The organism is Acidocella aluminiidurans (assembly GCF_055383125.1).
Map to the genome: position 1 here is coordinate 1,522,715 of NZ_AP031589.1, position 17,412 is coordinate 1,540,126.

20 protein-coding genes are annotated in these 17,412 nt (G+C 60.8%); 13 read left to right on the top strand and 7 right to left on the bottom strand.

Translation table 11 applies throughout. The features are described from left to right. Positions 1–98: 98 nt before the first annotated feature. On the top strand, positions 99–998 hold the full coding sequence (locus tag ACZ46S_RS07695; protein ID WP_464064014.1) for a LysR family transcriptional regulator: 900 nt from the start codon (positions 99–101) through the stop codon (positions 996–998). A 19-nt stretch (positions 999–1,017) separates the two neighbouring features. On the opposite strand, the gene ACZ46S_RS07700 is transcribed toward ACZ46S_RS07695, so the two are convergent. Both ACZ46S_RS07700 and ACZ46S_RS07705 read right to left on the bottom strand, forming a co-directional pair. Further along, positions 1,018–1,611, bottom strand: a complete 594-nt coding sequence (locus ACZ46S_RS07700; protein WP_464064015.1) for a DUF2867 domain-containing protein — start codon at positions 1,609–1,611, stop codon at positions 1,018–1,020. A 1-nt stretch (position 1,612) separates the two neighbouring features. Then, positions 1,613–2,023: a nuclear transport factor 2 family protein gene (locus ACZ46S_RS07705; RefSeq protein ID WP_464064016.1), complete on the bottom strand. Its 411-nt coding sequence runs from the start codon at positions 2,021–2,023 to the stop codon at positions 1,613–1,615. Positions 2,024–2,041: 18 nt separating this feature from the next. Here ACZ46S_RS07705 and ACZ46S_RS07710 point away from each other — a divergent pair, with 18 nt between their 5' ends. Continuing rightward, positions 2,042–3,037: a LysR family transcriptional regulator gene (locus ACZ46S_RS07710; protein WP_464064017.1), complete on the top strand. Its 996-nt coding sequence runs from the start codon at positions 2,042–2,044 to the stop codon at positions 3,035–3,037. 285 nt (positions 3,038–3,322) lie between these two features. After that, positions 3,323–4,021, top strand: coding sequence for a LysR substrate-binding domain-containing protein (locus tag ACZ46S_RS07715; RefSeq protein WP_464064018.1), 699 nt, complete (start codon positions 3,323–3,325; stop codon positions 4,019–4,021). A gap of 228 nt (positions 4,022–4,249) precedes the next feature. On the opposite strand, the gene ACZ46S_RS07720 is transcribed toward ACZ46S_RS07715, so the two are convergent. Next, positions 4,250–4,972 (bottom strand): SDR family oxidoreductase, encoded by a 723-nt coding sequence (locus ACZ46S_RS07720; RefSeq protein ID WP_464064019.1) that lies wholly within the window; start codon positions 4,970–4,972, stop codon positions 4,250–4,252. Between the two features lie 119 nt (positions 4,973–5,091). On the opposite strand from ACZ46S_RS07720, the gene ACZ46S_RS07725 reads away from it, so the two are divergent. Continuing rightward, positions 5,092–6,018 (top strand): helix-turn-helix transcriptional regulator, encoded by a 927-nt coding sequence (locus ACZ46S_RS07725; protein ID WP_464064020.1) that lies wholly within the window; start codon positions 5,092–5,094, stop codon positions 6,016–6,018. 207 nt (positions 6,019–6,225) lie between these two features. Here ACZ46S_RS07725 and ACZ46S_RS07730 read toward each other — a convergent pair whose 3' ends face one another. Further along, positions 6,226–6,567 carry a winged helix-turn-helix transcriptional regulator gene (locus tag ACZ46S_RS07730; protein WP_464064021.1) on the bottom strand — a complete coding sequence of 114 codons (342 nt, stop codon included), beginning with the start codon at positions 6,565–6,567 and terminating at the stop codon, positions 6,226–6,228. Positions 6,568–6,664: 97 nt separating this feature from the next. On the opposite strand from ACZ46S_RS07730, the gene ACZ46S_RS07735 reads away from it, so the two are divergent. Both ACZ46S_RS07735 and ACZ46S_RS07740 read left to right on the top strand, forming a co-directional pair. After that, positions 6,665–7,498 carry a DODA-type extradiol aromatic ring-opening family dioxygenase gene (locus ACZ46S_RS07735; RefSeq protein WP_464064022.1) on the top strand — a complete coding sequence of 278 codons (834 nt, stop codon included), beginning with the start codon at positions 6,665–6,667 and terminating at the stop codon, positions 7,496–7,498. Further along, positions 7,485–8,144: an NADPH-dependent FMN reductase gene (locus ACZ46S_RS07740; protein ID WP_464064023.1), complete on the top strand. Its 660-nt coding sequence runs from the start codon at positions 7,485–7,487 to the stop codon at positions 8,142–8,144. The genes ACZ46S_RS07735 and ACZ46S_RS07740 overlap by 14 nt, the downstream gene beginning before the upstream one ends. Positions 8,145–8,566: 422 nt before the next feature. Here the strand turns inward: ACZ46S_RS07740 and ACZ46S_RS07745 are convergent, their stop codons facing one another. Continuing rightward, positions 8,567–8,893: a hypothetical protein gene (locus ACZ46S_RS07745; RefSeq protein WP_464064024.1), complete on the bottom strand. Its 327-nt coding sequence runs from the start codon at positions 8,891–8,893 to the stop codon at positions 8,567–8,569. 39 nt (positions 8,894–8,932) lie between these two features. Here ACZ46S_RS07745 and ACZ46S_RS07750 point away from each other — a divergent pair, with 39 nt between their 5' ends. Further along, positions 8,933–9,832, top strand: coding sequence for an IS4 family transposase (locus ACZ46S_RS07750; protein WP_464064272.1), 900 nt, complete (start codon positions 8,933–8,935; stop codon positions 9,830–9,832). Positions 9,833–9,922: 90 nt separating this feature from the next. Further along, entirely contained in the window at positions 9,923–10,813 is an 891-nt protein-coding gene (locus ACZ46S_RS07755) for an MFS transporter (RefSeq protein WP_464064025.1), read from the top strand. A 171-nt stretch (positions 10,814–10,984) separates the two neighbouring features. Here ACZ46S_RS07755 and ACZ46S_RS07760 read toward each other — a convergent pair whose 3' ends face one another. Then, the gene (locus tag ACZ46S_RS07760; RefSeq protein WP_464064026.1) at positions 10,985–11,857 is read right to left on the bottom strand and encodes an aldo/keto reductase family oxidoreductase; all 873 of its coding nucleotides are present in this window, start codon (positions 11,855–11,857) and stop codon (positions 10,985–10,987) included. A gap of 97 nt (positions 11,858–11,954) precedes the next feature. On the opposite strand from ACZ46S_RS07760, the gene ACZ46S_RS07765 reads away from it, so the two are divergent. The 4 genes from ACZ46S_RS07765 to ACZ46S_RS07780 all read left to right on the top strand — a co-directional run bounded on the left by ACZ46S_RS07765 (position 11,955) and on the right by ACZ46S_RS07780 (position 16,444). Continuing rightward, the gene (locus ACZ46S_RS07765; protein ID WP_464064027.1) at positions 11,955–12,848 is read left to right on the top strand and encodes a LysR family transcriptional regulator; all 894 of its coding nucleotides are present in this window, start codon (positions 11,955–11,957) and stop codon (positions 12,846–12,848) included. 202 nt (positions 12,849–13,050) lie between these two features. Next, positions 13,051–14,076 carry an IS110 family RNA-guided transposase gene (locus tag ACZ46S_RS07770; RefSeq protein WP_464064028.1) on the top strand — a complete coding sequence of 342 codons (1,026 nt, stop codon included), beginning with the start codon at positions 13,051–13,053 and terminating at the stop codon, positions 14,074–14,076. 720 nt (positions 14,077–14,796) lie between these two features. Next, entirely contained in the window at positions 14,797–16,038 is a 1,242-nt protein-coding gene (locus ACZ46S_RS07775; RefSeq protein ID WP_464064029.1) for a molybdopterin-dependent oxidoreductase, read from the top strand. Between the two features lie 34 nt (positions 16,039–16,072). Then, positions 16,073–16,444 carry a sulfite--cytochrome C oxidoreductase subunit B gene (locus ACZ46S_RS07780; protein ID WP_464064030.1) on the top strand — a complete coding sequence of 124 codons (372 nt, stop codon included), beginning with the start codon at positions 16,073–16,075 and terminating at the stop codon, positions 16,442–16,444. Positions 16,445–16,485: 41 nt separating this feature from the next. Here the strand turns inward: ACZ46S_RS07780 and ACZ46S_RS07785 are convergent, their stop codons facing one another. Next, complete coding sequence (locus ACZ46S_RS07785; RefSeq protein WP_464064031.1) at positions 16,486–16,704, bottom strand: DUF2905 domain-containing protein; 219 nt, start codon at positions 16,702–16,704, stop codon at positions 16,486–16,488. 428 nt (positions 16,705–17,132) lie between these two features. Between ACZ46S_RS07785 and ACZ46S_RS07790 the strand changes: the two genes are divergently transcribed. Beyond that, positions 17,133–17,402 (top strand): XapX domain-containing protein, encoded by a 270-nt coding sequence (locus tag ACZ46S_RS07790; RefSeq protein WP_295741194.1) that lies wholly within the window; start codon positions 17,133–17,135, stop codon positions 17,400–17,402. Positions 17,403–17,412 lie beyond the last annotated feature (10 nt).

Below are 17,412 nucleotides of genomic sequence, written 5' to 3' on the forward strand. Positions count from 1 at the left end.
TGCGGAAAACCATCCGCGATAAGGAGCAAAATAGCCGTTCCATTTTTGGCCAGAAACCGCCATGACTGAAACAGATCGTCCCAAATTCGGAATACCCCATGGACCTGCAAACCCTGTCCGATTTCAATCTGGTGGCCACCCATGGCGGCATCGGCCGCGCCAGCCGGGTTTCCGGCCGGTCGAAGGCGACGCTGTCGCGCAAGGTCGCGGAACTGGAGCAGAGTCTCGGCGTGCGGCTGATCGAGCGCGGCTCGCAGAAACTGCGCCTGACCGAAGAGGGGCGCGCCCTGCATGAACGCACCTGTGGGCCGCTTGACGAGATCGCGGAAGCTGGCGAGGCGGTGGTGCTGGGCGCTTCCGCCCCGCGCGGTCGGCTCAGGGTCAGCATCCCGGTCGTCATCGCGCACATGGCATTCGGCCGGATCGGCGCGCGTTTCGCCCTGGCCTATCCGGCGGTTCAGCTCGAGATCGTCGCCGAGGATCGCAAGGTCGATCCGGTGGAGGACGGCTACGACCTGGTCATCAGGGTTGATCCGGCGCCGGACGACCGGCTGGTCGGCCGACGTTTTCTCTACGATGAGCGCTTGATCGTGGCGCCGCCGGATCTGCCGCGCGCCTCGTGCCATTCGGCGACGATGGGTGAGCCCACCGTGCGGGCGGTGGTGTTGACCACGACGCCGCCGGATATCACCTGGCGGCTCCGCGTCGCACAGGGACCCGACATCGCCGTCAGGCCGAAGCCGGTGCTGCGCCTGTCATCGCTGTTGATGGTGCGCGATGCGGTGCTGGCCGGCGCCGGCGCGGCGGTGCTGCCCAAAATGCTGGTCGCCGACGATATCGCGGCGGGGCGCCTCGCCCTTTGGGGACCAGTGTCCGAACCTCCAGTCGAGCTCTGGGCGCTGCAAAGTTCCCGCCGGCTTGTCGGGGCGAAGGTGCGCGCTTTCCTCGACGTCGTTGAGAAATCGTTTCCGGATGGGGCGTTTATGCCGCCCGCCTGACGCGGATGCCTCCGAAGGGTCAGCGCGCCAGAAGGCGTTCGACGTTGCTGCGGACGATAAGGCGATGGAACGGGGCGATCGCCATGAGGTACAAACGACCCGCCAGATTGTGGCAGCGCACGGCCGTGGTCATGATAAGGTCGCGCGTCTCGCCGTCCGCCGCGACCCTTACCAGGACTGAGGCCCTGAAATCGAGGTGCCGATCGTCTTCCCCCAGCACAAGCTCCCGCTCCGAACGCGACAGAACAGGAAAGAACGCCACGGTCGCGAGACCTTCGGACGCGGCATCCTTCCGTATCCGCCGGGAGGATTTTACGCCACCCACCGACACGACAGCGTCGCGAATGCCAAGCAACGCCCGAAACCAGGCCGGCGGATGTTCCAGTGCCTCGCGCGCCAGGGCGTCGATATCACGGGGCGCCCCATCGGGCAGCGTGATGGCATAGGCGTCGACCAGATCCGCATCGACAAACCAGTCCGCAATGGCACTCTCGGCGGGCGGCCTGACGAGATTTGCTCTCTTGCCAGGCGTTCGACGCGAACCGGGCGCGGAACACGGGCGCATGGAAGGCGGCACGGGAGTCTCCCGAGGAATGCTGAGGGAAACGGTCATATCAGCCGCGTCCCTGCTCGACCAGTTCGAGCGCGGGCACACCGACGAGCGGTGCCAGTCTTTGCTGGATGGCGACGATGCCGGCCAGCGGACGCCATTGCACTGTCATGCTGATGATGCGCCCATCCTCGCCGACAATCATATCATCGACCCCCGTGACCTGAGCCTCGCCGGCACGGATGCGAAGCATGACGGCCGTCCGGTTTTCCCCGGCGACGATCGCGGTGGTCTCGAATTCGTCGACCCCGGCGAGCAAAGCCGTCAAGACGCGGACAACCGCGTCCCTGCCGACGAACGGATCGGTGACGAACGGGCTGCTGAGCGTGACGTCTGGGTCGAGATGGTCTTCCAGCGCCGCCGGCGCCCTGGCATGCATCGCGTCGAGAAAGGGTTGCGCGTGGATCATGTTCATGACGGAAAACTCCTTGGAATGAACCGCAATATCGTCGGATTGCAGGGCGGCTTGAAGCGCCATCCGTGTCGAGATAGTGTTGACATCGTGTCCACACCGGCAGCCCTGACGATGATCCAGCTGACCTGTTTCCTGGCCGTCGCCGAGACAGGGTCCTTCGCGGCGGCGGGGCGCCGCCTAGGCATGACGACCTCTGGCGTGTCCAAGACGATCGGCAGGCTTGAGCAGGCGAGGACGATCCGTCTGCTCAACCGTTCCACCCACGCCGTCTCGCTCACCGATGATGGCGAACGCCTGCTGCCGCTGGCGCGGGAGGCCCTGCGGAGTATGGAGACGGCCGACGCGGCAATCAGTGCTGCGTCGGGGAATGGCGTCTCGGGTCGGGTGCGCATCACCGCTCCGACGGCTGTCCTCACAACCTGCCTGGTGCCGCTTCTGCCGCAGTTCCACGCGGCGTTGCCCCAGATCAAACTCGACTTGCGCGGAAGCGACCGGTTGGTCGATCTCGCGGACGAGGCTGTCGATCTGGCAATCCGCAGCGGGCCACTGGACGGTATTCCGGGGCATCGCGCGCAGATCTTGTGCGAGTTTCCCTGGGTCACCTGCGCCGCGCCGGACTATCTTGCCCGACGCGGCACCCCGTCGATACCCGACGATCTGGAGGGCCACGATCTCATCGGCTTTCGCAACCAGCGTACCGGTATCGTAGAGCCCTGGCGGTATGCGCACCCGCAAACAGGCGCGCCGAAAAACATCCGCGTCTCCGCTGGTCCCGCAGTGGTCCTGGACGATGCCTGCGCCGCAGCCGCCGCTGCGGTCTCCGGGATCGGCATCATCTGGGCGCCAAGCTGGCTCGTTTCGGAACCAGTTCGCGTCGGCGCACTGATGCCGCTGCTGCCCGAATGGGCCGGCAAACCCATGCGGATGTCGATCGTGCGGCGGGAAGGGCGCATCCCGGTGCGCACCAGGACGGTCATCGAATTCCTCAGGGCCCATCGCGCGGCCTTCGCATAGCCACGATTTAGCGCGGACGCGATCACAAGCGGGGTCGTATAGGCACGCCCCGCCGGAACGGAACACGGTAACGGCAAGCCCAGATGCAGGGCGGCAGCCTTTCGAGATCGGCATCCCGGCAGAGGTCGTTAGCCGACGCCATTGAGGTGAGCGCCCGTTTCTGGTGGAGAAGAAGGGGGGGTTAGGCCGAGGCTCGGCTGTCAGAAACCCACGAACGCCCGTCCCAAACCGGTCACCGGACAATATGCATTACGCAGCGTCTCCGTCAATGAGGCGGCCGAGGAATTGCTCAAATCGATCGGCCTGGAACTGGAGCGCATCGAAAACGCTGTGGGCCGCCTCCAGCTCAAGCGGAGCAGCATCTCGGGCGCCGTGCGCCTGACCGCCACGCGTCAGGCCTACGAGATGGTCATCCGGCCGATGCTAGCCGCCTTCTCGGCCGCGCACTCGGATGCGACCATCGAAGTCCTGATCGACTATGCCTTTCGTGACGTCATCGCCTGCCAGTTCGATGCCGGCATTCGCCTTGGCGAGAAGATCGAGCAGGACATGATCGCGCTGAAGGTCGGCCCCGACCTTCGGTTGGCGGTGGTGGCTGCGCCATCCTATCTTGCATGTCACGGGACACCCCGGCAGCCCCGGGATCTCGTGAAACACCGCTGTATCAACTACCGCATGGTAGCAAGCGGTGCCATCTACGCCTGGGAGTTTGAAGAGAACGGCCTCGCCTTCGAAGTGCGCGTGCCGGGACCACTGACATTCAACGAGCCGCAATTGATGCTCGACGCCGCGCTCGATGGGCTCGGCATCGCCTATCTGCTCGAGAGTGACGTGGCCCTGCACGTGGGGTCGGGTGGGCTGGTCAACCTGCTGGCTGAGTGGACGGCACCGTTCCCGGGGTTCTACCTCTACTATCCATCACGACTGCAGATGCGGCCGGTGTTCGGGGCTTTCCTGGATGTGCTGCGCGGCCCGTATCGATAAGAGCTAGCCTGCTTGAGGGCATTGGAAGGGGTTGGGCGGTCTTCGCAAACCAATCTTTTTGTAAGACCAAGGACTTGGCTTTCAATTCGCCCCACCACCAAGAAATGGCTTGCTCACGTCATCGGCGCCATGACGACAAGGTCGGCAGATTGATCTGGCATCGCGCCGCATGGCCGCTCTGGCTCGCTGCCTTCGGCAGCACGCCGCCGGGCGCGTCATGATCCGGCGCTAGATAAGGACAGCTCCACCATCCACGATCACGGATTGACCCGTCGCATAGGCGTTGCGCATGAACGACAGGTACGCTTCCGCGACATCCTCCGGTTCGCCGATGCGTTCGACAGGCAGCTTGGCCGCCATCGAACGGAAGATTTGGTCCCGCACATCGGACGGTACCCCCGACCACAGATCGGTGGCGACCATTCCGGGTATCACGACGTTGACCCGCAAGGGCGCGAACTCAAGCGCGAGCGCGCGGGTCAGGGATTCGATCGCCCCGCAAATGCTTGCCGCGAAGGCAAAACCAGCTGGCGGCCGGCGGGCCGAGGTTCCGCTCGTCAGCACGATGGACCCGCCGTCGCGCATCTGTGGCCGCGCTGCCTTCACGGCAGCGACCGCGCCCCAATAGCGCAATTCGAAAAAACCACGCGCCGTCGCCAGATCGATCTCAGCGATGGGCTTACCGAACGGCAGGGGTTCGCCGGCGGTGAAGATGAGATGGTCGAACGCACCGATTGCCGCGAAAAATGCCGAGACCGACTCCACCGATCTCACATCAATGACCGCACCCGTGGCGCTTCCTTCTGGTAAACGCCCGACGGCGCTCGCGACATTCGCTTCCTGGCTGGAGGCGATGACGACATGGGCCCTCTCGCGGACGGCTTCTTGAGCCACCGCAAAGCCGATGCCCCGCGATCCGCCGAGGATCACAACTCGCTTGTTTTGCAACATGATTTATCCCTTCGCAGAGGGGTTGAGCTGTCTGATCTCCCTCTTGAAGGCGCATGCTACTTTGATCTAATCATTCGATCGATAATCACAACGCCATTTATCTTTATCGATCGGCCAAAATGGACCCATTTTTCGATCTCATCCAGTTGCTTCGCCCGCGCGCCACGCTGTGGGGCGGAATCGAGGGCCATGGTCGGTGGGCAGTATCGTTCCGCAGCCGGGGCGACCTTCTGTTCTGCTGGCTGGAACGCGGCGCGTGCCAGTTGATCCGGCCGGGCGGTGCACCGCTCCTGCTAGACCAAGGCGACTTCGCGCTCATCCGGGCCGACCACGATTTTGTCCTCGCGTCAGACTCCCAGGTCGTCCCTCAGGACAGCGAGGCGATGGTCTCTGCGACCGGCAAAACGCTTCTAAGGGTCGGCACGGGCTCGGAAGCGCCGGTGATATTGCGGGGTGGACGCTTCGTCTTCGATACGGCGAATGAGGATCTGCTTGCAGGGCTGATACCTTCCTTCGTTCATATCGCGAATGATGACACCACCTCCTCCTGGCGTGTTCGTTGTCTGCTGAGCTTGAACCTGTCGGAATCGTCGCAACCAAGAGCCGCCAGCGACTTCGTCATCACGCGCCTGATGGAGCTGACATTTGTCGAAATTCTACGCGGCGTCGTCCCGGAAATGGCCGGAAAGCACAAAGGTCTCTTAGCTGGCTTGAACGATCCCATCATCGCCCGCGCGTTGGCAGCGATGCATGAGGACAGCGCAAAGAACTGGACGCTGGCTGACCTGGCGCGTATTTGCGGTGTTTCGCGATCCGGTCTCACGAGTCGGTTCCGGAGCATCGTCGGCATGGCGCCGATCGGGTATCTTCAGAAGTGGCGCATGGCCGTTGCGAAAGATGCCTTACGTCGCGGCCACAAAAGTATCGGCGAGATCGGCCTCGCCATCGGCTTCCAGTCGCCAAGCGCTTTCAGCACGGCCTTCACCCGATTCACCGGGATCTCACCCACGGCTTTCGCCGCGCTGGAGAGCCAAACCCCTTTATGAGCGCGCGGCGCAATTTCTCGCCTCTGTGCAAACCCATACGCAATAGCAATGGGAGTCGGCGCGTGTAGGTCCCCGGCCGGCGGCCGAACCATGAACGCGCGCTGGCGGTCGAGCGTCGTGGGTTTCGGCAATGCGCCGGCAACCCGCTGAGAAAGCGATAGACACCCCGCCAAGAACTCCGCGGCGCAAGGCGAAGCCGCGCGTCATTCAAGTTGATGCGCGGGCGGCGTAATCGGCGCGAGCCGCCTCGATACGGGCGGCGTTCTCAAGCACCCATTCTGCAAGTCCCCGGATCGGACGCAGGAAGTCGCGGCCGAGGTCGGTGAGCGCATATTCGACCTGGGGCGGGTTGACCGGCGTCACCGTCCGGGAGACGAGCCCGTTCTCCTCAAGATCGCGCAGAGTGGAGCGGCGAAGCGCATTGAAGCGGCATGGTCCGCGCCCGAGCACGCGGACGATCAATACCGTCCATTTGTCGGTGACCCGGCCCAGCATGCGACCGATGAACACGCATTGGGCGGTTTCTGCTTGGTAATCTGGTGCTTGCAAAGTGCCTCCTTGTCCGTTGACGCGAACCATTCGATAGCTGGTCTCAGAAAGTTACCACGCGGTCGCGCTGAAGGACAGAACGATGACTTTTGCAAGAATGCCGACCTACTTCCTCTCACATGGCGGCGGGCCGTGGCCCTGGCTGAAGGATCTTCGGCCGGGCATGTACGATCAGCTCGAAGCCTCGCTTCACGACGTTCGACATGAGTTGGGTGAAGCACCGCGCGCCGTGTTGATGATCTCTGGGCATTGGGAGGCGAGCCAGTTCCTTGTCTCATCCTCCGCCCGCCCGCCGATGGTCTATGACTATGGCGGCTTTCCCGAGTATACATATCGCATCCGCTACGACGCACCGGGCGACCCGGCGCTCGCGGAACGGGTTCGCGATCTCCTGGAGCGCGGGGGCTTGGCAGCCGACCTCGATCCGCAACGCGGCTTCGACCATGGCACGTTCAGCCTGATGCACACGATGTATCCGGAAGCGACCATGCCGCTGGTCCAGCTCGCGCTCAGGTCGGATTTCGATCCTGCTACCCACCTCCAGGCCGGGGAGATGCTTGCTCCGCTGCGCGACGAGGGAGTCGTGATCGTCGGCAGCGGCTTTAGCTTCCACGATACGGCGGCGATGCGCAGCGGCACGGGCGGCCCCGCTTCGGCGACGTTCGACTGCTGGCTCGACGAGACGCTGGTCGACGCCGCGCCCGACGAGCGGCGCAAGCGGATCATCGAATGGGCAAACGCCCCCTCAGCCCGAGCGGCGCATCCACGCGAGGATCACCTCCTGCCGTTGATGGTCGCCCTCGGCGCGGCCGGCGAGGACGCGGGAACGCGCATCTACCACCAGACCGACTTCATGGGCGCGATCACCGCATCGAGCTTTCGATTCGGCCTGCCCGTGACGCAGCCGAATAGACAGATTGCGGTCACCTGACTACGGCGCCCTGCGCATTCCCCCTTTTCTCAACTACGAAAGTGAGTCCGACATGCCCCCTAAGCCCCGCATCGCCCTCGTTATCGGCTCGACGCGGCCGACCCGCTTCGCCGACAAACCTGCGCAATGGATGTTCAAGCAGGCGCAAGCCCGCGAAGACATGGAGATCGAGTTGGTCGATCTGCGCGACCACCCGTTGCCTCTTTTCGCCGAGGTTGCCTCCAACCTGCACGCGCCCAGCAAGGATCCCGAGGCAATCCGCTGGCAGGAGCGCATAGCGGGGTTTGACGGCTTCATCTTCGCGGTCAGCGAGTACAACCATTCGATTACTGGCGCTCTAAAGAACGCGCTTGATCAAGCCTACAAGGAATGGAACCGTAAGCCGTTCACCGCTATCGCCTATGGCGGCGCCGGGGGCGCGCGTGCGCTGGAGCATCTGCGCGGAATTGGTGTCGAGCTTCACATGGTGTCGACCCGTTCGGCCGTCCATATCGGCGGCAGCGACTTCATGAAGGTGTTTCCGATGGGTGGCAACGAGCCCATCGAGGAGATCGAGCAAGCCCTGTTGCCCGCCGCCAAGAATGCCCTCGACGAATTGAGTTGGTGGGCGAACACAACGATGGCGGCACGCTCGGCCGCCACGTGATCGGCTGCAGTGCATTCGACATCCGGCGACTAGGCTGGGCCCTTGCGCCATCGTCCCAGATCGCGCGTCCGCGAGCACGATGACCCGCCACGCCCTCTCGCAGTGGACATACAACAACGAACGACCCAATATGGCTTTAGGTGGGATCACACCCGCCCAGAAACTGAAACTCGCCGCGTGAAGTTCTACAAATAAGCCCCGTTAAAAACGGCTATCTGATGCACACATCTCTTAGCGTCTTGAATTAGCGCAGAAGAGCTGATTCACTGGTCACTGATTTGCTCGGAAGGTTTGTATTGGCATCAGCGACATTGAAGTGAGACGGTTTTCGGTTGGCGGGTTCGGTGACTTGCGTCTGGAAAAAAGGGGCCTGGTGTCATGCGGCGCTGGTTGCCCATCCGGGCTCGTGTATTCTGGAATTGTCAGGCGGCCAGCGGCGAGGCGAGATAGGCTTTGGTCGGTTTTTGCGCAATCCGGCAGTAACTGTGGCTGCCTTGAGTGCGGCTGCGGCGGCGAGAACTGCGACGCGTGTCGCGGGCCGCGACATTCTGGCCATCCAAGACACCAGCGAGATTGTGCTGAGCGGGTCGAAGATCCGTCAGGCGGGCTTTGGCCCAGTTGGTCGTGGCGGCTTTCTGGGTGGGGTCCTGCTCCATCCCGTACTGGCGGTTGAAGCCATGAGCGGTGAACTTGTGGGGCTCGCAGATATTGCCGTGTGGAACCGCGACAAGCAAAATGAATTGCACCACGCCAGGCGGCCGCTGGAGCAAAAGGAATCCCGGAAATAGCTGAATGGCACAAGCCGCGCCAGCGATACGCTTGGCAAGGCTCGACGCATCACGGTCGTGTCAGACCGGGAAAGCGATCTCTATGAGGACTTCGCGCTCAAACCCGTGAATGTCCACGTGCTGATCCGGGCCAGTTCCAACCGCAATCTTGTGAACAGATATAAACTCTTTGACCATGCGGATGGCTTGCCAGAAGCGGAGCGCATGACTGTGAATATTCCGGCCAGCCCTGGCAAATCCGCCAGGCCAGCCCGTCTGGCGTTGCGCTTTGGCCCGGTAACAATCAAGCGGCCGGAACGCGGCATGCCTAGTCCTGATCTGAAACGTTTGCCCGAGACAGTTGGGCTTCATCTGGTTGATATCCGCGAAGTTGATACCCCAAAAGGCGTAGACCCCATCCACTGGCGTTTGCTTACAAGCCATGTCATCGAAGACTTTGGCGCGGCCCGTCTGATGCTGGATTTTTACCGCAAGCGCTGGATCATTGAGGACTATTTCCGTACCCTGAAATCGGCGGGCTTCAAGGTTGAGGATGCAAGGATGACCAATCCCGTCGGCTTCATGAACTTCGTTGCCCTGGCCGCCATAGCCGCCGTGACCGCCACCCAGATGCTGCGAGCCCGCAACAATCCTTCCGGCGAGCCATTGGCCGACGCCTTTGATCCCGATGATAAACCGTTACTTATGGCCCTTTATAAGGACTACGAAGGCGAAACTCCAACTGAACGTCAGAAAAATCCACATCCGCCCGATACACTGGCTTTCGCCTCATGGATAATCGCCCGCCTCGGTGCCTGGACCGGGTATTATGGCAAACCCGGCCCCGCCACACTCTCACGCGGTCTGCGGCGCTATCACGAAATCAAATACGGCGCGCGAGTAGCAGCAGGAATTGTGTGAATCGGATAGGTTAAAAAACGGGGGATTACCCAGGGGCCGGATGGGTACGGCGCAGAAGATGGCGCCGATCTCAGCCGCGCGGATTCCAGAGTGATCACCGCCCGTATTGGCGGCGGGGCGGAAGCTGAGATCGAACCCGAAGAGGAAGACGGGCTCAAGCCCTTGCCTGATCGGCTGCTAACCGAGCTGACGGCCTATCGCACGCTGGCGCTGCGCGAGGCGTCGGGTAACGAGCCCGGCATCGCCTATTTGGCGCTGCTGCACGCGCTGTGCTTGCGGCTGTTCTATCGTTATGGTGCCGAATCCTGCCTGGAGGTTGAGGCCAAGAGCGTGATGTTCGGCACCCAGGCGCCGGGCTTGGCCGACACGCCTTTGGCGGCACGGGTTGATGCGCGCGCACCCCGCGCCAGCGGGAACTTTATCGAAGGGTTGCGCTATGTGGGGGGGCGTCCAGACCTCAAGGCCATATTGGTGATGCTGTTCCTGGTGGGGACCTTCGGCCTGAACTTCCCGATCTTCATCTCGACCATGGCGGTCAGCGTCTTCCACGCTGACGCCCGCGGATACGGAATGTTGTCCTCGATCATGGCAATCGGAAACGTTGCCGGAGCATTGCTCAATGCCGGGCGACGTGAGGCACATTTCGGCAGATTGCTGCTGGGTTCGGGGGGCTTCGGAATCGGTTGCACGCTGGCGGCACTCACTCCAAATCATTGGCTATTCGCTGGTACGCTCGTGATCATCGGCGTGGACGCCCTGATATTGACCAATAGGAACAACAGCCTGATGCAGCTTTCGACAGAGCCTGCGATGCGCGGGCGGGTGATGGCACTGCGTGTCGGCATCACTCTTGGAGGCACGCCGATCGTCGGCTGGTTGGCGGATCATTGTGGGCCACGCTGGTCGCTCGGCGTCGGCGCGGCAGCGGGCTGCGCAGCGGCAATCGTGGGGGCTTACGCCTTAGCGCGCCTGGAGCCATGACCTCCAATTTGATATGCTGGCTTTTTCGGGGGTGGTTGCCAAGAGCGGCCCGTCCGCTTCAGCCCTCACGCGTCCTGATCGTAAAGCGGAGGTGCTGCCGGCAGGACATGTCAACCAAGAAACTTGAACCAGTTTGCAGAGTTTGATGCGCGCCAGAGCGCGCAGTATCCATTATGATGCCTGTTTATCGATGCTCTCCAGCTGGGCCAGCACATGGTCCGGTAGGGCCAACGAGGCAGCCGCCAAGTTCTCGCGCAGATGTGCACGCGAAGAGGTGCCAGGAATGAGCAGGATGTTGGACGAACGCGCCAGCAACCAAGCTAGTGCCACCTGCATCGGTTTTGCCTCTAGCTTAGCTGCCACGCGGTTCAATCTGTCCGACTGCAGGGGGGAGAATCCGCCGAGCGGAAAGAACGGCACGTAGGCGATGCCCGCCGCCGTAAGCTCATCCACCAGCGCGTCATCCTCACGATGAACCACGTTATAATTGTTCTGCACACAGACCACCGGCGCAATCGTACGCGCCTCCGCTACCTGGGCCGAAGTCACATTGCTTAACCCCAAATGCCGGATCAGCCCTTGGCGCTGAAGTTCCGCAAGCGCGGTGAACTGCGCTGCGATGGACCCTGAGCTCGGCGCGTGGATATTGCCCATCACTCGCAGATTGACAGCATCCAGCACATCGACGCCGAGATTGCGCAGGTTGTCATGAACCGCCCGCGTCAGCTCCGCCGGGCTCTGCGCCGGGTTCCACGACGCATCCGCGCCGCGTACCGCTCCCACCTTGGTCACGATCACCAGTTCATCCGGATACGGATGCAGCGCCTCGCGGATCAGCCGGTTGGTGACATGCGGCCCGTAAAAGTCACTCGTGTCGATGTGATTGACACCGAGCGCCACGGCCTCGCGCAATATTGCGAGCGCGCTGCCATGGTCCTTGGGTGGTCCGAACACCCCTGGGCCGGCAAGCTGCATGGTGCCATACCCCATGCGCCGGACGGGTTTGTCGCCAAGTCGAAAAATTCCTGTGCTGCCTTCGGTCATCACCATGCTCCAAATTCCAGAATGACCGGCATATAGACATCGCATGACTGTACGATAATGGCTATTAATCTGCACAAGCTGTATAGGATTGTGAACAATGGCGGAAGACTTAGCAGATTTATCAGCTTTTGTGGCTGTGGCGCAGGCCGGCGGCTTCCGCGACGGCGCGCGCTCAGCTGGCTCTTCTGCTTCCGGCTTGAGCCAGGCAGTGCGGCGGCTGGAAGAGCGGCTTGGCGTCAGGCTCTTCAACCGCACGACGCGCAGCATTGCTCTGACCGAGGCCGGCAAACGCCTTTTCGAGCTCCTAGCCCCGGCCCTGGACGAGGTGGCGCACGCGCTCGATGTCGTGAACGCCTTCCGGGACCGGCCAACCGGAACGCTCAGGCTCAACGTGCCCGCGACCGTTGCGCGCCTTGTGCTGCCGGCGATCGTCCCGTCATTCCTGAAGGCATATCCGGACATACGGATGGAAGTGATCGTCGATGACGCTTACGTGGACGTGCTGGCCAGCGGCTGTGACGCCGGAATCCGCTATGATGAGCGGCTGGAGCAGGACATGATCGCGGTGCCGATCGGCCCGCGCGTACAGCGCTTCGCCACAGCCGCGTCGCCCGCCTATTTCGCCACCCATGGCAGGCCGGAACACCCGCGCGACCTGCTGAGCCATGCCTGTTTGCGCGGCAGGTTCACGAGCGGTGCCATGCCGGTATGGGAATTCGAGCGTGATGGCATGATCGTAAAGATTGACCCCGCCGGCCCGCTGACGGTTCGGCTGGGCGCCGCGGTCGATCTCGCCGTGGATTCCGCCATCGCCGGGCTCGGCATCATTCACCTGTTCGAGGACTGGCTTCGCCCGTATCTCGACAGCGGTGCGCTGGAGCCCGTGTTGGAGCCATGGTGGCAAAGTTTCGCCGGACCTTTCCTGTATTATCCCGGCCGCCGCCATCTACCCGCGCCGCTCCGCGCCTTCGTGGATTTCATCAAGACGTAGCGGTGTGAGAACAATCTTGGAGTGGTCGCTTTGATGCGGCCATTCCGGCTTGGCCTCGCCAGTCGCCTTGACGCTGATTGGCGCCCACGGCGATCGATCCGGGGCCCACGAGGATCACCCGAGAGCGATGGGTGGACGCCCCCCTGGCGGCATCGATGTGCCAAAGTGGAGGTGTTGAAACACCACTGAAGAGGAGGCGTCCATGGATAAAGTTAGCACAGTTGGTCTTGATTTGGCGAAGTCCATTTTTCAGCTGCATGGAGCAGATGCCAAGGGAGCGGTTGTTTTCCGAAAGAAGCTTCGGCGAGATCGCTTGCTGGTCTTCTTCTCGGAGTTACCCCACTGCCTGGTTGCGATGGAAGCGTGCGCGAGCGCTCATTATTGGGCGCGGGAGATCGGCAAGTTTGGGCATGAGGTTCGGTTGATCCCTCCCGCCTACGTGAAGCCCTTCGTCAAGCGCCAGAAGAATGACATGGCCGATGCGGAAGCAATCTGTGAAACAGCTCAGCGGCCGACCATGCGTTTTGTGCAACCGAAAACCGCAGAAGCTCAGGGAGCTGCAGTGATCTTTCGAGCCCGTGATTTGCTAGTGCGTCAGAGAACTCAACTGATTAATGCCCTACGAGGGCATCTTGTTGAATTTGGCTTTGTCGTACGGAAGGGCGCAAACAATATTGGTCAGTTGATAAACCTTGTTGAGGATCCTTCATCCGTCATACCGCCCGACGCGCGGATGGTGTTGGCGGTAATTACCGACAATCTTCAAATGCTTCAGGCCAAGATCGCGGTTTTGGATCGTGAGATCGCAGCCCGGGCAAAAGCCAACCCTACGGCCAGGCGACTAATGACCATTCCTGGCGTTGGGCCGATAGCTGCCACCGCGCTGGTTGCTTTAGCACCTGCTGCCAGTAGCTTCCGCCGCGGGCGTGACTTCGCGGCCTGGCTGGGCCTGACACCGCGGCAGCATTCTAGTGGGGGCAAGGAGAAGCTCGGGCGAACAACGAAAATGGGTGAACGTAGTTTGCGTCGGCTACTCATCATTGGCGCCAGCGCGGCGGCTAATGCCGCATCTCGCAATCCCACGCGGGCCAATGACTGGTTGTCTGGAATGCTGGCACGAAAGCCCCGCATGCTGGTCACCGTCGCATTGGCAAACAAGACAGCTAGGATCGTCTGGGCGCTGATGGCGCACGGCGGATCCTACAGAACTCCAGCAGTGGCGGGGTAACCGCCAACTGGGGGCGTCGGGGAAGCAGGAGGGTCGAGAGCAAGGTATGGCGCAACGGTCAGAGACGCGGTCGGGAAAACCAGTGAATGTCCAGGCGCCTCGAGCGCGCGAAAGCGGTAAGGACCCGGCCCGCGATCTCCATACAGGCCAGCGGCAGTGACGGCCGCATCAAAAAGGCCGGACACACGGAAGCACCTGAACCTGCGCACCAAAATCTTTCTCAAAAAACTCTTGCTTTTTAAGGGGCGTCCACACACGGACATTTCCATGGCTAGAAGGTTCTGGAGGAGTTGGAACGGTTCTGCCCCGCAGTGACCGTTCTCAGCTTCTAGTTGTTATCCCTTATAGCGAATACTACTACCATTGAGAGGCTCTAGGTCCACTACCCTCCAACAATGCCGGCAACGCCAAGCAGCAGCATACTGGACGCGCTTAAAACAGACATTCACCACAATCAAAAATTCGATTACGGTTATTCAATATCGGATTACACGGACATTCTACTAAAATGGAAAAGAAAACCAGAAACTATTGGTTTGCCTGGGGATTTTGGGTCAGTTGAACTGAGACAAACTGGTTTGGTTGAGCCTGTCCCCGATCGTTGATCGTATCTTCTTTGTTGCTGTGCTTGTTTGAATAGTGATAAACGACCTCCAATAATTAGCTTCTCGCAAAAATAACACCAGGAATTTCATAGCGGTCAGTAAGGGAAGTTTTGTCATGTCCAAAAAGCTTTCTGTCGGTTATTCAAAGGGACGAAGGCAGTTTCTTGGAAGTGCCTCCGTATTTGGTGCGCTGATGATATCGCCTGCAGGGCTGGCGTGGGCAGAAAGTACAACAACGCTGCCCTTGCCCGGAGGCCCAGACACACGGCCGCTCACAACAGCCTTTCCTGAAAAAGGGGAGATGATCTTGCAGCGTATACGGCCGCCGCTGCTGGAAACCCCTTTCGAGGTGTTTGACCAGGGTGTGTTTACGCCGAACGAGCAATTTTTTGTGCGTTGGCATTTGGCGGCTGTCCCGCAGCAGGTCAATGTCTCGACGTTCCGTCTTACGGTCGGCGGCCATGTGAATCGCCCCCTGTCTCTCTCGCTCTCGGACTTGCTGGAATTGCCGCGTGTCGAACTTACCGCTGTCAACCAATGCTCGGGGAATTCGCGTGGCTTTTTTCAACCTCGCGTGGCAGGAGGCGAGTGGGGGAATGGCGCGATGGGTAACGCAAGATGGACCGGCTTTCGCCTGCGCGACCTGCTCGACCGCGCCGGTATGAAGTCGGGTGCTATCCAGGTACAATTCAACGGACTCGATGGCCCACCGCTTCCCGCTACACCCGATTTCAAGAAGTCACTCTCCATCGACCATGCCCGTGATGGAGAGGTCATGGTGGCCTATCTGATGAACGGCAGGCAGTTGCCGCTATTGAACGGCTTCCCGATCCGTTTGATCGTTCCCGGCTGGTACTCGACCTATTGGATGAAGATGTTGTCGAATATCGAAGTGCTCGATCAACCGGACGGCAATTTCTGGATGAAGACAGCCTATCGTATCCCCGACACGCCGGGTGCAAATGTCTCGCCAACCGAAACCGGCTTCAAGACTGTACCAATCAACCGCATGTTGCCCCGCTCCTTCGTCACCAATTTCAAGACAGGAGACAGTGTGAAGGCCGGGAGCACCGTGCTGGTACGCGGGATAGCGTTCGGTGGAGATTGCGGCGTCACCCGTGTTGGCCTCTCAAAAGATGGTGGCACGACGTGGCTTACGGCCAAGCTTGGGCCCGACGAAGGCAAATACAGTTTCCGCGGCTGGCAGGCCGAGGTTGCCGCGCCTGCCTCCGGGGTGCTCACACTCAGCGTGCGATGCACGAATACCAAAGGCGAAACGCAGCCGTGGACGCCAAACTGGAATCCTGGCGGCTATATGCGGAACTCTATCGAGACGACGACCCTCAACATTGCCTGATGGAGGCACCTTCATCGCTTCAGGAGGTTCCCATATGATCGCCTTGAACAGCCCTCTGTTTTCCCGAGCCGTCATTGGATTATGTCTTGCCCTTGCCGCCGGTATCATGCCCGCCCACGCCGCGGACACAGCGCCGACCACAGTCACCGCCGCCGGCGTCACTCTCACCTCGGAGAGCATTGTTTTGCCAAGTTCCTCTGAGCTTTTTCCCGGCGGTGACGCCGCTCAGGTTGTGAATGCCAATTGCCTCGCCTGTCATTCGGTCGGCATGGTCTTCAACCAACCGCCCTTAAGCAAGGCTGCATGGCAGGCGGAGGTAACGAAGATGATTAAACTCTACAAAGCACCAATCAACGAAGCCAGCATACCAGAGATTATTGATTATCTAACAAAAACCAAATTCTAATGATTGCGGTTGCTTGGGGAGGTGAACTACAAATACTTGGCTTAAAATAACCGCCGCGTACGATGCCCAGGTACCCCGAACTTTGGATTCATCGAGACGCCGTGAAGCGGTTGGGGCCTGTCGCGCGACATACGCGGCGCTGTTTTGTAGATGCAGGTCGTGATGGGAAAGTAAACCGAAACGCGCTCCCCGCGAATAGAGATATTGCTGGGGAGACGCCAAGACCACAGCAGACCAGCAACGAGCAATAGAGCGCCCACAAGAACGATGAAATGACTTATCCCGTTACCTTAGTATGGAAGCAGACCAAGAATAGCTCATGCGTCCTATTACCTACATCAAGTTCTCGCCCTATTTGCTTGGTGCCAGCCATCAAACTCGGCCAGCGTGAATTTCCGCTCCCTATGTCCCCCGTCAGCGCCCATGAGACAAACCTGGCATCGTGGATAAGGGAGGATTTCTGACTCATCGTAGCGACGAAGGAGCGTAGATGAGCCAGAAACCCTTGACTTCAAAACCGCAACGGCGTCCGCAAGGTGCCCCCACCTCTCACCCCGCCGCAAAAATCGTCAAAAAAACCGGGCATTTGACAAGCCCGTGCCAAGTCAGTGACGCAGAATGCGGCTGTTCCACTCTAGGAGGCAGGCATGACCGGTTTTAACAATCTACGCACGGCCCGGGGGCAGGCATGAAACTCTATCTGCTGTCTTTCGGTACCGGTCTGCTGGTCGGCCTTGTTTACGCGCTGCTGCATGTCCGTTCACCCGCGCCGCCCGTCATCGCCCTGGTCGGACTGCTTGGTATTCTGGCGGGCGAACAGATCATCCCTCTCACTCAGCAATTGCTGTCCGGCACCACCAAGCTAAGCCTCGCCTGGCGCCAGGCGGGCTGCGCCACGCATATGTTCGGCCGCCTGCCCTCCTGCCCCAAGCCCAGCGATACGGAAAGCGCCTCGTGAGCTTCGCCAC

Coding starts and splice junctions, on each gene's coding strand:
- ACZ46S_RS07725 (WP_464064020.1), top strand. CDS start 5,092: ATGGACCCATTTTTCGATCTCATCCAGTTGCTTCGCCCGCGCGCCACG.
- ACZ46S_RS07700 (WP_464064015.1), bottom strand. CDS start 1,611: ATGACCGTTTCCCTCAGCATTCCTCGGGAGACTCCCGTGCCGCCTTCC.
- ACZ46S_RS07705 (WP_464064016.1), bottom strand. CDS start 2,023: ATGAACATGATCCACGCGCAACCCTTTCTCGACGCGATGCATGCCAGG.
- ACZ46S_RS07770 (WP_464064028.1), top strand. CDS start 13,051: ATGGATAAAGTTAGCACAGTTGGTCTTGATTTGGCGAAGTCCATTTTT.
- ACZ46S_RS07780 (WP_464064030.1), top strand. CDS start 16,073: ATGATCGCCTTGAACAGCCCTCTGTTTTCCCGAGCCGTCATTGGATTA.
- ACZ46S_RS07765 (WP_464064027.1), top strand. CDS start 11,955: ATGGCGGAAGACTTAGCAGATTTATCAGCTTTTGTGGCTGTGGCGCAG.
- ACZ46S_RS07760 (WP_464064026.1), bottom strand. CDS start 11,857: ATGACCGAAGGCAGCACAGGAATTTTTCGACTTGGCGACAAACCCGTC.
- ACZ46S_RS07710 (WP_464064017.1), top strand. CDS start 2,042: ATGAACCGCAATATCGTCGGATTGCAGGGCGGCTTGAAGCGCCATCCG.
- ACZ46S_RS07775 (WP_464064029.1), top strand. CDS start 14,797: ATGTCCAAAAAGCTTTCTGTCGGTTATTCAAAGGGACGAAGGCAGTTT.
- ACZ46S_RS07790 (WP_295741194.1), top strand. CDS start 17,133: ATGAAACTCTATCTGCTGTCTTTCGGTACCGGTCTGCTGGTCGGCCTT.
- ACZ46S_RS07720 (WP_464064019.1), bottom strand. CDS start 4,972: ATGTTGCAAAACAAGCGAGTTGTGATCCTCGGCGGATCGCGGGGCATC.
- ACZ46S_RS07695 (WP_464064014.1), top strand. CDS start 99: ATGGACCTGCAAACCCTGTCCGATTTCAATCTGGTGGCCACCCATGGC.
- ACZ46S_RS07735 (WP_464064022.1), top strand. CDS start 6,665: ATGCCGACCTACTTCCTCTCACATGGCGGCGGGCCGTGGCCCTGGCTG.